15 protein-coding genes are annotated in these 12,457 nt (G+C 64.0%); 8 read left to right on the top strand and 7 right to left on the bottom strand.

All coding sequences use genetic code 11. From position 1 onward, the window contains the following. Positions 1-113 precede the first annotated feature (113 nt). Positions 114-1,115, top strand: a complete 1,002-nt coding sequence (locus tag BUA05_RS12495; RefSeq protein WP_072675354.1) for an NADP-dependent oxidoreductase — start codon at positions 114-116, stop codon at positions 1,113-1,115. Beyond that, positions 1,112-1,663 (top strand): nuclear transport factor 2 family protein, encoded by a 552-nt coding sequence (locus tag BUA05_RS12490; protein ID WP_072675353.1) that lies wholly within the window; start codon positions 1,112-1,114, stop codon positions 1,661-1,663. Before BUA05_RS12495 ends, BUA05_RS12490 begins: the two co-directional genes overlap by 4 nt. Positions 1,664-1,691: 28 nt before the next feature. Here BUA05_RS12490 and BUA05_RS12485 read toward each other — a convergent pair whose 3' ends face one another. Next, entirely contained in the window at positions 1,692-2,105 is a 414-nt protein-coding gene (locus tag BUA05_RS12485) for a PaaI family thioesterase (protein WP_072675352.1), read from the bottom strand. Positions 2,106-2,193: 88 nt separating this feature from the next. On the opposite strand from BUA05_RS12485, the gene BUA05_RS12480 reads away from it, so the two are divergent. Beyond that, entirely contained in the window at positions 2,194-3,786 is a 1,593-nt protein-coding gene (locus tag BUA05_RS12480; RefSeq protein WP_072675351.1) for a fatty acid--CoA ligase, read from the top strand. Position 3,787: 1 nt separating this feature from the next. Next, positions 3,788-4,318: a VOC family protein gene (locus BUA05_RS12475; RefSeq protein WP_245790193.1), complete on the top strand. Its 531-nt coding sequence runs from the start codon at positions 3,788-3,790 to the stop codon at positions 4,316-4,318. On the opposite strand, the gene BUA05_RS12470 is transcribed toward BUA05_RS12475, so the two are convergent. Together BUA05_RS12470 and BUA05_RS12465 are read right to left on the bottom strand one after the other, a co-directional pair. Further along, positions 4,315-4,686, bottom strand: a complete 372-nt coding sequence (locus BUA05_RS12470) for a hypothetical protein (protein WP_072675350.1) — start codon at positions 4,684-4,686, stop codon at positions 4,315-4,317. The genes BUA05_RS12475 and BUA05_RS12470 overlap by 4 nt on opposite strands. Continuing rightward, positions 4,683-5,216, bottom strand: a complete 534-nt coding sequence (locus BUA05_RS12465; protein WP_072675349.1) for a carboxymuconolactone decarboxylase family protein — start codon at positions 5,214-5,216, stop codon at positions 4,683-4,685. Before BUA05_RS12465 ends, BUA05_RS12470 begins: the two co-directional genes overlap by 4 nt. Positions 5,217-5,335: 119 nt before the next feature. Here BUA05_RS12465 and BUA05_RS12460 point away from each other — a divergent pair, with 119 nt between their 5' ends. Further along, a complete protein-coding gene (locus tag BUA05_RS12460; RefSeq protein ID WP_072675348.1) occupies positions 5,336-5,689 on the top strand; it encodes a nuclear transport factor 2 family protein in 354 nt (117 codons plus the stop codon). Positions 5,690-5,722: 33 nt separating this feature from the next. Here BUA05_RS12460 and BUA05_RS12455 read toward each other — a convergent pair whose 3' ends face one another. Genes BUA05_RS12455 through BUA05_RS12445 form a run of 3 tightly spaced genes read right to left on the bottom strand, consistent with a single transcriptional unit; the run spans position 5,723 to position 7,956 of the window. Next, the gene (locus BUA05_RS12455; RefSeq protein WP_158093710.1) at positions 5,723-6,241 is read right to left on the bottom strand and encodes a nuclear transport factor 2 family protein; all 519 of its coding nucleotides are present in this window, start codon (positions 6,239-6,241) and stop codon (positions 5,723-5,725) included. Beyond that, positions 6,238-6,639 carry a putative quinol monooxygenase gene (locus tag BUA05_RS12450; RefSeq protein ID WP_072675346.1) on the bottom strand — a complete coding sequence of 134 codons (402 nt, stop codon included), beginning with the start codon at positions 6,637-6,639 and terminating at the stop codon, positions 6,238-6,240. The genes BUA05_RS12455 and BUA05_RS12450 overlap by 4 nt, the downstream gene beginning before the upstream one ends. A 15-nt stretch (positions 6,640-6,654) precedes the next feature. After that, complete coding sequence (locus BUA05_RS12445) at positions 6,655-7,956, bottom strand: cytochrome P450 (protein WP_072675345.1); 1,302 nt, start codon at positions 7,954-7,956, stop codon at positions 6,655-6,657. Between the two features lie 113 nt (positions 7,957-8,069). Here BUA05_RS12445 and BUA05_RS12440 point away from each other — a divergent pair, with 113 nt between their 5' ends. Together BUA05_RS12440 and BUA05_RS12435 are read left to right on the top strand one after the other, a co-directional pair. Beyond that, positions 8,070-8,669 carry a carboxymuconolactone decarboxylase family protein gene (locus BUA05_RS12440; protein WP_072675344.1) on the top strand — a complete coding sequence of 200 codons (600 nt, stop codon included), beginning with the start codon at positions 8,070-8,072 and terminating at the stop codon, positions 8,667-8,669. Continuing rightward, positions 8,669-9,943, top strand: coding sequence for a cytochrome P450 (locus BUA05_RS12435; protein WP_072675343.1), 1,275 nt, complete (start codon positions 8,669-8,671; stop codon positions 9,941-9,943). Before BUA05_RS12440 ends, BUA05_RS12435 begins: the two co-directional genes overlap by 1 nt. Here BUA05_RS12435 and BUA05_RS12430 read toward each other — a convergent pair. Then, complete coding sequence (locus BUA05_RS12430; protein WP_211277624.1) at positions 9,940-11,559, bottom strand: FAD-dependent oxidoreductase; 1,620 nt, start codon at positions 11,557-11,559, stop codon at positions 9,940-9,942. The genes BUA05_RS12435 and BUA05_RS12430 overlap by 4 nt on opposite strands. A gap of 105 nt (positions 11,560-11,664) precedes the next feature. On the opposite strand from BUA05_RS12430, the gene BUA05_RS12425 reads away from it, so the two are divergent. Then, positions 11,665-12,441, top strand: a complete 777-nt coding sequence (locus tag BUA05_RS12425; RefSeq protein ID WP_072675389.1) for an SDR family NAD(P)-dependent oxidoreductase — start codon at positions 11,665-11,667, stop codon at positions 12,439-12,441. The last annotated feature ends 16 nt before the right edge of the window (positions 12,442-12,457 follow it).

Genomic DNA, 12,457 nt, shown 5'->3' with positions numbered 1-12,457 from the left:
GACTAGGAAGCGCCCATCGCCCGCGCACCGCGCCAAAATGATAGCCGGGCGGCTTTGGCCCCTAGCGAAAAGGCGGGGTTGCCGTGGCTGCGTGCCAACCGGACAGTGCGGCCATGCAGAACCGCTTCTGGCGCATTGCCCGCCGCCCCGAGGGAACCGATTTCGCCAGCGCGCTGGAGCTGGAGGCAGCCCCGCTTGCCGCGCTGGCAGAGGGCGAGATCCGTATCCGCAATTCGCATCTTTCAATGGATGCCGGCACTCGCCTGTGGCTGACATCGCGCGAGGATGGCTACCAGCCGCCGCTCCCCGTGGGCGCGCCGATGACAGGGCTGGTGCTGGGCGAAGTGGAGGAAAGCCGGGCCGAAGGTTTCAAGGCGGGCGATCTGGTGCGCGCGTTCGGCCAGTGGAGCGATGTCTCCACCGTGGATGCGGTGATGTCGGGCGCGCTGGTGCTTGATCCTTCAGTGGCTGACCGGCGCGCATGGTTCGGCCCGCTGGGCATGAACGGGTGGACGGCATTGTGGGGCGTCGAACAGACCGGCGCGGCCAAATCGGGCGAGCGGGTGCTGGTGTCGGCAGCGGCGGGCGCGACCGGGATCCTCGCGGTGCAGATCGCCAGGCTGCTTGGCTGCGAGGCATGGGGGATCGCGGGCGGCGCGGCGAAGTGTGCTTATCTGACGGATGAACTCGGGATCGCGGGGGCAATTGATTACAAGGCAGCAGACGTAGGCGCACAGCTGGATGCAGCAGGCGGCTTCGATGTCTATTTCGACAATGTCGGAGGGCCGCTGCTCGACGCGGTGCTGACCCGGATGAGCCACTATGGCCGGATCGCGGTGTGCGGATTGCTGGCGGATTATTCCTCCGGCACCCGCACCGCGCCAGCCGAATTCGATCAGGTGTTGATGCGGCGGCTGCGGATCGAGGGGTTTTTCTCGCCCGATTTCATGCACGAAGGCCCGGCTCTGACCGCGCGGCTGCGCAGCTGGCACGAGGCGGGCGATCTGGTGATGCCCTATGACGTGACGACGGGGCTTGAAAATACCCTCACTGCCTATGCCAAGCTGTTCACCGGCGGCAATATCGGCAAGGTGATTGTGGAGCTGGAACCATGACCGGAACCCTTGAAGACCGCGAAGCCATCCGTGATGTGATCGCCGCCTATGCCCATGCGATTGATCGGCGGCGGTGGCAGATGATGGAGCGCCTGTTCCATAGCGATGCGGTGTTCAAGTTCGGCGTGATCGAAGGCGATTGGCGCGGTTTTGTCGATCAGGCCCGCGGGGTGATCGACCCGTGCCTCGCCACCCAGCATCAGCTTGGGCAGGTGATCTTCGGCTTTGATGGCCCGGATATCTGTCACACCGAAACCTATATGACCGCGATGCACACCATCCCGCCGGGCTATCCGCTGGCGGAGGTGTTTCCGGACAAGGGCGTGATCTATTCCGCCGTCGTCGCGGGCCGATATGTCGACCGGTTCGAGAAGCGGTCCGGACTCAATGGCCCCGAATGGCGCATCGCCCAGCGCACCGGCCTGTATGACTGGCGCGAATTCCGGGTGGTGGAGGGCGTTGATCTCAGCGACACGCCCGAAGGCGCGGCGGGCTATCATGACGAACGCGACCCTTCGACGCCGGTGGTGGCACGCTGGCTCGGTTAGGCCACCCCTGTCGTTGGGCAGGCGAGCCTCAACGCCGAAACGCAAACACCCCGCTCATCGTCGCAATCTGCTCGTCTCCCCGCCAGACACCGCCTGAGGTATAGGCGGTGCGCCCGCCCAGCCGATCAACCCGTACGCGAGCTTCCAGCCAGTCCCCCAGCCTTGCTCCGCTGAGATAATTCACCGTCAAGGTCACGGTTGACGGGGCAAGTCGGGGCCGTTCGGCATCATAGACCGCATGGCTCAAGGCGACATCGGCGAAGGTCGAGATGACCCCGCCATGGGCTGCTTGCTGGTAATTGATGTGGTGCGGGCGGATCAGCAGGCCCACGGCCCGCACGCCATCGACCTGCGACCCGAGATAGTAAGGCCCGCCATGATCGAGGAAGCCGGGGGTGAAATCAGCCGGTTCGAAACCGGCAGGGATCGCGTCTGCGCTCATGCACGCCAACCTAGCGTGCTGGCGCGGCTGCGCCGCTATGAATTGTGCCAATGACAGCAGCCCGGTGTGCGGGCTATCCCTTCCGCCCATGGCAGACATCACAGAATTCGCGGGCGATTCCTTCTGCGACATCGTGCGCGAACACGCGCAGAACCAAGGCGATGTGATCGCCTTTACCTACGCGCAGGAGGAAACCAGTTTCGCTGCGCTGGATGAAGGCGCGAACCGGGTGGCGAACGGTCTCGTCGCGCTGGGGGTGAAACCGGGCGAACGCGTCGCCTTCCTCGGCAAGAACCATCCGCTCTATTTCGAGGCGTTGCTGGGCGCGGCCCGCATCGGCGCGGTGATGACCCCGGTCAACTGGCGGCTGGCCCCGCCCGAAGTGGCCTATATCCTCGACAATTCGCAGGCCCGGGTGGTGTTCGTGGGCGAAGGATTTGCCGCAATGATCGCCGAGGTGCGCGCGAGCGTGCCGCACGTCGCCGAAATCATCGGCATCGACGCGCCCGAACATGCCGGCACCGATTACCGCCAATGGCGCGACAGCTTCCCCGCCACGCCCCCGGCCCACAAGATCAAGCCCGAAGATGACGCGCTGCAGCTTTACACCTCGGGCACCACCGGCAAGCCCAAGGGCGCGGTGATGACCCATGGATCGATCCTTTCCAGCCGGGATGCGATGGCGTCGGGTGATGAAATGCGCACATGGCAGGAGCCGATCCCGGGCGACGTTACCCTGCTGGCCATGCCGTGCTTCCACATCTCTGGCACCGGCACCGGTATCGGGACGATGGTGGCAGGAACCAATTCGATCGTCCTGCCCGAATATGATCCGGCCAAGGCACTGGATCTGATCGCCAATTACAATATCTCGAAAATCTTCCTTGTGCCGGCCGCGATCCAGATCCTGCTCAACCACCCGCGCGTGTCCGAGACCGATTTCAGCCGCCTCAAATATGTCACCTATGGTGCCTCGCCGATTCCGCTCGAACTGATGCGCGAGGCGATGCGGGTGCTGGGCTGCGGCTTTGTGCAGATGTACGGGATGACCGAGACCAGCGGCACCATCGTCGCATTGGACCCCGAAGATCACGTGCCCGAAGGCAGCCCCCGGATGCGCAGCGTGGGCAAGCCGCTGGCGGGGGTGGAGATCAAGATCATCGACGAAGCGGGCAACCCCGTGCCTGCGGGCGCAGTGGGCGAGATCGCCACACGGTCATCCAAGAACATGCGCGGCTACTGGAACAACCCGGATGCCACCGCCGCCACCATTGATGCCGAAGGCTGGCTGCGCACCGGGGACGCGGGCTATCTGGATGAAGACGGCTACCTCTATATCCACGACCGGGTGAAGGACATGATCATCTCCGGGGGCGAGAATGTCTACCCGGCCGAGGTCGAGAACGCGCTCTATGCCCATCCCAAGGTGGCGGACGTGGCGGTGATCGGCGTGCCCGACGCCAAGTGGGGCGAGGCGGTGAAGGCCTGCGTGGTGGTGCAACCGGGCGAGGAACTGACCGAGGCGGATCTCATCGCCCACGCCCGCCAGCATATCGCGGGTTACAAGTGCCCCAAATCGGTCGATTTCATCCCCGCCCTGCCGAGGAATCCCAGCGGCAAGATCCTGCGGCGCGAATTGCGCGCGCCCTATTGGGCGGGCAGGGACCGGGCGGTGAATTAGCGTGCTGGCCGGCGGTTTGGCGGTTCGCCAGCTCGCCTACAAGGTCAATGATCTTGCAGCGGCAGCGGCGGCGCATCACCGGCAGTTCGGATCAGGGCCGTTTGTCGTGTTGCGGCACGTGGCCCTCGCGTCCTCGCAGCATCGCGGGGTGGAACGGCCATTTGATCACTCCAGCGCATACGGCCAATGGGGCAGCGTGATGGTGGAGCTGGTGGTGCAGCACAATCCCGACCCATCGGCCCTCCACGACATGTTCCCGCACGGGTCTGGCAAAGAGGGCCTGCATCACGCGGCGCTGTTCGTCGATGATCTGGAGGCGGCGATTGCCCGGTTCGAGCGGGACGGCGCGCCGCTCGCCCAGCTTTCGGTCACGCAGACAGGCACCGCCTTTGCCTTTGTCGATACCCGGGTGAGCCTTGGCCATATGCTCGAACTCTACGAGCCGACCGCACAACTCACCGGGTTCTATGAATTTGTGGCGCAAGCGGCGCAGGGGTGGGACGGCGCAGATCTGCTGCGCGAACTGGGTTAAGCCCCCGCCAGCCCCGGCAGATCAACCAGCGCAGCACGGCATTCCGCATCGGCCAGCGCCGTTACGACCGAGAAAGCGACAAACCCCGGCTCACCCAGATGCGTCACCAGCGCGGCGGCCTCGGCATCGCTGATTGCGGTGTGTTCAAACGGCATCCGCCGCGCATAGGCGAGGCAGGCGCAGGTGCCTTCGTCGAGCGCGCTGTCATCGATCGGCGCCGCCTCCATCCCGTGCACCTGTGCCACCGCCTGCCGCACCAGCGCCGCCAATGCAGGGTCGAGCGCCCCTTCAGCCTTGGCGCGGAAATCGGCATAGTGTGCCGCCAGCACCGGATCGCCTGCCAATGCGGCCTGCACCGGCCCGCTCATTCCGCAGCCTCCAGCACAGCGGGCGTGGGCAACACGGTGCGATCCATCACTTCCGGCTCCAGCCCCATGGTGATCAACGCCTTGGCGAGCGCGAGGAACAGCGTCACCCCCAGCCCAGCTTCCGCAATCTGCGCCGGGCTGAGGTGGCGTTGCAGGGCGGCCCGCGCATCGCCCGTCAGCAATTCGGGATCATGGATCAGCGCATCGGTGAATTTGAGCACGGCTTTCTCGGTATCGGTCAGCCGGCCTGAGCTTTCATAGCCATCGGTGATGTCGTCCACCACGTCCTCGCCCAGCCCTTGCGCCACCGCCTTGTCGAAGCGGACATTGCGGCAGAACCCGCATTCGGTGATGCGCGCGTTGCGCATCCGCGCCACCTCCTTGATCCGCGCGGGCAGCACGTCCGATCCCCAGAACCGGCCGTAAAGCGCAAAGAAGCTTTCCGCGATCTCCGGTTGGTGCGCCAGCACTGATCCGAAATGCGCTGGTTCGCCCGCAATGGCGGAGGATACGCGGGGGATGGTGGACATGGGCTTTCTCCTTGGGAGACAGGATAACAGGCCCGCCCGCGCGCCCGCCCTCGCCTTTTTCACAGGGGGGCTTGGGGCGATGTCATGGCACATTGCCGGCAGCACAGGGAGGCGAGACAATGACAGGCGAAGCACAGCGCGTGATCGAGGAATTCTGGCGCATTCAGGATGATGGCGACTACACCCGGCTGGTCGATCTGTTCGCCGAGGACGCGCTGCTCGAAGACCCGATCTGGGGCCGGTACGAAGGGCGCGAGGCGATCCTTGGCTTCATGACCACAATGGTCGAGGAAATGGACAGCCGCAAAGTGCACTTTACCGTCGATGAAATCTGCGGTGATACCCATGCCGCATGGGCGCGCTGGACGATGCACATGGAAGGCCACGCACCTCGTGGCGGGGTCGGCATCTACAAGGTCGAAGGCGGGAAGATGACCTATTACCGCGATTACATGGACCCTGCGGAGGAATAATCGCTGCTTCTCCCCTTCCCTCAAGGGAAGGGGCTAGAAGGGCCGGTAATCCGGATGCCCGCTGGCGATGATCTGGAGCACCGGCAGGGGAAAATCGGGGTTGGGTTCATTGCCGGGCTGATCGTCGAGCGGCAATTTCCAGTCCATGATGTAGCGGCGGCTGGCGATGCGCCATTCGCCCTCTCTTTTCTCGAATTCATCCAGATAGCGCCCACCATAGAGCCCGCCTGACCAGCTTCCATCCTCCTGCTGGCGGATGCCCGTGGCAAAGCCGTAGCATTCAACGCTGGCATGATCGGCGGAATCGAACGCAATCGCCGGAGCGGACAGGAAATGCCAACGCCGCTGGCTGGCGCGCTCGATTGCCATCACCACCGGCAGGAAATCCGCGGCGCTGCCGGTGAAGAACCCGTAGTCGATCGGTGCATCGGGCCAGAAACAGCCAGCCTGGCCCTCGTCATCCAGCCAATCGAGCGTGCGCGAATAGCGTTGCAGCACATCGGCGATTTCCTGCTTGTCGAGCAGCGCCTGAAGCTGTGCGTCCATACTCATGCGCGCCCGCTCCACCATGCAGCGATATCCAGCGGAAAACGTTCCTGCGCGGTGCGCATCGCTTCGCTGGCATCATCGGGCAGCGCCGGGTCTGACGTCGGCGGCAGGCTTCCGCCCGCGCCTTCGACCGGATCAATATATTCAAGCCTGATCCCCGCCAGCACATCAGCGAAATCATGGCCTTCGTGATGGTCGGACATCTGGTGATGATAGAACGCCCATTTGTCCTTGAAGCTGAGCAGGCAGTAATAGGAAAGCGGCTCCTGTCCCTTCCAGTATTCATAGCGGACCACGCCGTCTTCGCTGCCGAAGGTTTCGGCGACCATGTCGCGCATGATCGCTTCCCACTTGGCCTCCTTGCCGGGCTTGATCTGGATGTGGGCGAGCAGTGTGGCCATCGGTGCGTCCTTCGTTCAGGCGGGGGTGAGGTTGAGCAGGAGGCGGTGAATGCCGAGCATGATGCCGCCCTGATGGCGGAAATCATTGCCCGGCGCGCAAGCCATGTCGTCAAAGGCATCGCACAGGCGCTCCCACGCGATCATCTGTTCCAGCCGCGACAGGTTCGATCCCGGGCATGAACGCGGCCCCTGGCTGAAGGCGAGGTGGCGGGTCGCGGCCTTGCGGCCGAGTTTCAGGTCGAGCGGGTCGTCGAACTCTTGCGGGTCGATATTGGCTGCCGCCCAGCGCAGGTGGAGCATCGAACCGGCTGGCACCTTCACGCCCTGAAACACTTCGTCTTGCGCACAGATGCGGGTGGAAAGCCCTTGAGTGGGCGAACGCAGCCGCATCCCTTCCTCGATGAAAGTGCGGATCGCGGCGCGGTCGCCGCGAAGCTCGTGGAACATGCCAGGGCGTTCGCACAACAGCTGCGCCTGTTCGGCGATGGCATATTGGGTCGTTTCCAACCCGCCGATAACCATCGCATAGACCACGCCGTTGATTTCATCATCGGTCAGCTTGCGGCCCAAGGCCTGATATTCAACCTGCGTGAGGAAGCTGACCATGTCATCCTTGGGGGCCGCGCGCTTCGCCCGCGTCTGCTCGGCGACGTATTCCTTCATCCCCGCCAGCAGCCGGAACTTCTCCGCCGTCTGTTCCGGCGTAAGGATGTTCTTGTGGGTCGTCCCGTGGACATAGGACATGACCTGCGCATTGCCCCATTGTTCCAGCCGGGGGATGTCTTCGAGCGGGAAGCCTAGCACATCGGCCATCGTGCGCTGCGGCAAGGGGCGGGCGAAATCGGCGACGAAATCCACCGGCTCCCCCCGCTTCACCTTGGCCAGCATCCCGGCGATCAGATCATCGACATGCCGCCCGATCATGCCCGCATGGCGGGTGCAGCCCGGCCCCACCCACGGATCGGTCAGCTCCTTGCGGTGCGCGCGCCACAGATCAGGGTCGGGCCGCAGGGTGACAATCGAGGCGATCATCGCGTCGAGATCAGGAATATGGGTCGGCATTTCGCCAGAAGCCTGAATCTGCTCCACCAGCAGCGACAGCGTCGGCGGGAAGCGATCCCAATCGCGCACCACCCGCTTGATATCGGCATATCTGGTGAGGACGAAGGCATCGCTGCCGGGCGTCAGACCCTCGCCGGGAAGGCGCAGCACCGGGGCCTGTTCGTGGAGGATGGCGTAAGCTTCGTACCAGTGCTCCTGCGCGCCGGGGGCGAACAGATCGACATCTTCGAGCGAACGCGGTGCGTGCCCCTGCAAAACCGCCTCTCCCTGGCTTAGCGAATCCGCCAATTGCTGTGGCACCGGTTGTCCCCCAGCCTCTCCCCTACGGAAACGGGCTAATTTGCCAGTGCCGAAATGGGGAGAGAAACGTGAGCCGCCCAAAAAGCCGCATTGCCAAATTGCCTCCGGAACAATGGGATGAACGGCTGGTCAAGGCGATCCAGCCGGACAGCCTGACCGATCTCGAACAGGGTCTGACCCGCTATTTCGCGCATTGTCCGGAACAGGCGCTGGGGCTGATGGCGTTTGGCGGGGCGTTGAAGCAGAACCGCAGCCTGCCCGATCGGCTGGTGGAACTGGTGCGGCTGCGCATCGCCTTCTTCAACCAGTGCCGTTCGTGCATGGCGATCCGTTATTCCGATGCCGTGGCGGACGGGGTGACCGAGGGGCTGGTGTGTTCGCTCGAACGTCCGCAGGAGGCCGAGAACCTTTCAGCCGCCGAGAAGGTCGCGATCAAGTACGGCGAGCTGATGGCGACCGATCACCTTGCGATTGATGACGCGATCTACGCCGATCTGCGTGCACATTTCAGCGAAGCGCAGATTGTCGAACTGGGTATGACGGTCGCGTTCTTTGTCGGGTTCGGGCGGCTGGCCGCAACGTGGCACATGGTCGAGGAATTGCCCGAGGCGTTCCGGCAGGCCGAGGCGATTGCGCCCTGGGGCGCTGACAAGATTCAGGTGCGATGATGCCAAATCCCTCCGGCACCCCCCAGATCAACCTGTTCGATCCCGCGCTGCAACAATGCCCTTACGACGCGTATAAAACCCTGCGCGACGAGGCCCCGGTCTACAACATCCCCGGCACCCAGATTTACGTCATCAGCCGTTACGACCACGTGCGCGAAGTGCTGATGGACCCCGCCCGGTTCCCCTCCACCGCCGCCAACGAATTGCTGCGCGCCAGCCCCACCGACATGGAGCGCGGGCGCAAAGTGGCCGAACGCTTTCGCGAAAAGGGCTGGCTCCCGGCGCCGACGCTGGCCGGGCGTGATGACCCGAACCACAAGCAGATGCGCAGCATGTTCAACGAGGCATTCAAGCCCAGCCGCATCAAGGCCATTGATCCGCGTGTGGAAACGCTTGCCTATGAATTGATCGACGCGTTCGTGGATGACGGAAAATGCGACTGGGTGCGCCAGTTCTGCGTACCGTTGCCGCTGTTCATCATTGGCGAACAGATGGGCGCACAGCGTGAGGACATGTGGCGGATCAAGGGCTGGACCGATGCCTTCTTCCACCGCATTTCGATGATGCTGCCAGAGGATCAGCATCTGGAAATGGTCGACCGCGAGATCGAGGCGCAGCATTATTTCCAGCCGATCTTCGATCGCCTGCGCCAGCACCCCGATGGTTCACTCATCAGCGTGCTGGTCAACACCGTGATCGAAGGCTGGGGGCGGCCATTGAACGACAATGAACTCCACGCCGAGATGATGGCCGATACCTTTGTCGGCGGTTCGGAAACCACCACCAACGCGCTCGCGGCAGGGATGAAGCTGCTGATCGAGAACAAGGACGTGTGGCACAAGCTGAAAGCTGATCCCGACAAATATATGCGCACCTTCGTTGAAGAAGTGCTGCGGCTGGAAAGCCCGGTGCAGAGCCTGATGCGCTTCACCCATGCCGACGTGGAACTGGACGGGGTGGCAATCCCTGCCGGATCGGTGATCAATGTCCGTTATGGCGCGGCCAACCGGGATGAACGGTTTTTTGAATGCCCGGAGAAACTCGATCTCGACCGGCCCAAGCCCGGCGCGCACATGGCCTTCGGGTCAGGCACGCATCACTGCCTTGGTGCGCCGCTCGCCCGGCGCGAGCTGACATGGGGGTTTCAGGCAGTGGTCGACCGGTTTGACGATATGTGGTTTGCGCAAGGGCAGAACGATTTCAGCTACCACCCGCATTTTCTGCTGCGGTCACTGAAACAACTGAATATCGGGTTTGCGGCGAAGAAACGCTAGGCGTTGGCCAAAGCCGCCGTCCGCCCGGCCAAATAACCAAACGTCAGCGCTGGCCCCAATGTCCCGCCCGCGCCCGCGTAGATGCCGCCGGTGGGACAGGCGATGGCATTTCCCGCACCCAGCAGGCCGGGGATGATCTCTCCGTCGTGGCCCAGAATGCGCGCCTGCCCATCGGTGCGCGGCCCGCCATTGGTGCCGAGCAGGCCTGATGCGATCTCGACCGCATAGAACGGCGCCTCGCCGATCGCACCCAGCGTTACCGCCGTGCCTTCCCGCGAACGGTCGCCGTAAAAATGGTCATAGGCACTGGTGCCGCGCCCGAAATCGGGATCGTGACCCGCATCGGCATGGGTGTTGAACCGCGCCACGGTTTCTCCCAGCGCCGCACCATCGATACCGATCTGCGCCGCCAGCCCTTCCAGCGTATCGGCGCGCATCACCCAATCGGGAATCGGCTGCCCCGGCTGGCGCGTGCCCAAAGGATAGCGCGCAGCATATTGCGCATCAAAGATCAGATAGGCGGGCAGGTTGCGGTAATCGTAATTGGCCGGGTCGAACTGGTGGAACACGCCCCCCAGCGCCGAATAATTCGCCGCCTCGTTGCAGAACCGCCGCCCTGAGCGGTTGACCATGATCGAATGCGGCACGGTGCGTTCGATAAGGATGATCTGCGCGCGTTGTTCACCGCTGGCCCATGGCTGGTCTGGTGTCACCAAGGTCGGCGCCCACCATGCACTGGTCATATTGCCCAGCTTTGCGCCCGCTTGCATCGCCAGCTTCAACCCCTCACCCTTGGCGGTTGGCGGGCTGGCGGGCGCGGTGACAGGGCCGCGCAGGAAGGTCTGGCGCATCTCTGCATCCCATTCGAACCCGCCGGTGGCGATCACCACCCCGCGCCGGGCGTGCAAGGTGATCGGCTGGCCGTTCTGCTCTGCCTCGACCCCCGTGATCCTTGCCCCATCGCGCAGCAGGTGTCTGGTCGAAACGCCGAGCATCGGTTCAATCCCGCGCGCAAGGCAGGCTTTCAGCAGCCGCGCCACCATCGCCTGACCGAAGCCGCATTGCCGCGTTGCCATGCGTTCACCCAGCACCTCCATCGGCGGCATGGCGGTTGCCCCGCCGAGCGGGGTTTCGCGCAGCATCAGCGGCTTGGGTTCTTCAATCGCGTAAATCCGCTCGGCCCATTCGCCCAGTTCGCCAAGGCTGAACAGATCATGGTCAAGCGCACGGCTGCCTTCGGGCTTCGCGCCGGGGCGGTCGAGGTAGTAATCGGGATAGCCCGGCAGCACCGCGACTTTCAGCGCATCAATGCTTTCCAGAAAGGCCAGCGCCTCCGGCCCGCGATCAACGAAAGCCTCCAGCGTCTCGTCCACCAGATCGCCGTGATCAAGGCTGCGGAAATAGGCGAGCGCGTCCGCGCGGCTGTCTGCCATTCCGGCTTCGCGCATCTGCGGGTTATCCGCCACCCAGATCACCCCGCCGGATATGGCCGAAGTCCCGCCGACCCGGTCGAATCGCTCGACCAGCAGCACCTCGGCCCCGGTTTCGTGCGCGGCCAGCGCCGCAGCCATGCCCGCTGCGCCAGTGCCGAGGATGATGACGTCTGTCTCTATCATGGGCTGCATAGAGGCGCGCACAGGCCTTGGCGGCAACCCGTCATTTTGGCAAGGTGCGCGCCCGCGCCGCTGCGTCTACCGATGCGGACGAAGGAGACAAAGCGGATGAAACTCGAAGGCAAGGTCGCCGCCATCACCGGCGGCACGGCAGGCATGGGGCGCGGCATCGCCGAGGCATTTCTGGCCGAAGGCGGCAAGGTCGCGCTGTTCGCCCGCAATGCGGAAAAAGGCGCGGCGGTGCTGGCCGAACTGGGCGCTGGCGACCGGGCGATCTTCATCGCCGGGGACGTGATGAGCCAGTCCGACCTTGAAGGGTTCATCGACCAGACCATCGCGCATTTCGGCACGCTCGACATTCTGGTGAACAATGCCGGCGGCGCGGGCGATTTGCAGCCGCTGGTCAACCTGTCGGATCACGCCTTTGACGAAGCGATGAAGTGGAACGTCTATTCGACCTTCTGGGCAACACGCCGCGCCCTGCCGGTGATGCTGGAAAAGGGCGACGGGCGGATCATCAACATCTCGTCGATGGAGGGCAAGCACGGCAAGCCGGTGCTAACGGCCTATTCCGCGGCCAAGCACGCAGTGAACGGCATGACCAAAAGCCTCGCGCGCGAAGTGGGCGCACAAGGCGTAACGGTCAACGCGATCTGCCCCGGCCTTGTCATCACCGACATCATCAAGAACAACGGCCCCGCCACCGCCAAGGCGATGGGCATGGAGTTTGAAGAGATGATCGCGCTGTTCGCCAGCGAGGCCGCGATCAAGCGGCCGAACGAGGTGGAGGAGATCGCGGCGGTCGCGGTGTTGCTCGCCAGCAAGGCCGGGGCCGGGATCACCGGCGCACAGATCAGCGTTGACGGCGGGACAGCCCAGTATTGACGCCGGGGAGGGGTCC

The sequence above is a fragment of the Erythrobacter sanguineus genome (assembly GCF_900143235.1).
Taxonomy (GTDB): Bacteria; Pseudomonadota; Alphaproteobacteria; order Sphingomonadales; family Sphingomonadaceae; genus Erythrobacter; species Erythrobacter sanguineus.
The sequence above is the reverse complement of the archived record's forward strand: the minus strand, read 5'-3'. Positions and strand labels throughout refer to the sequence as shown.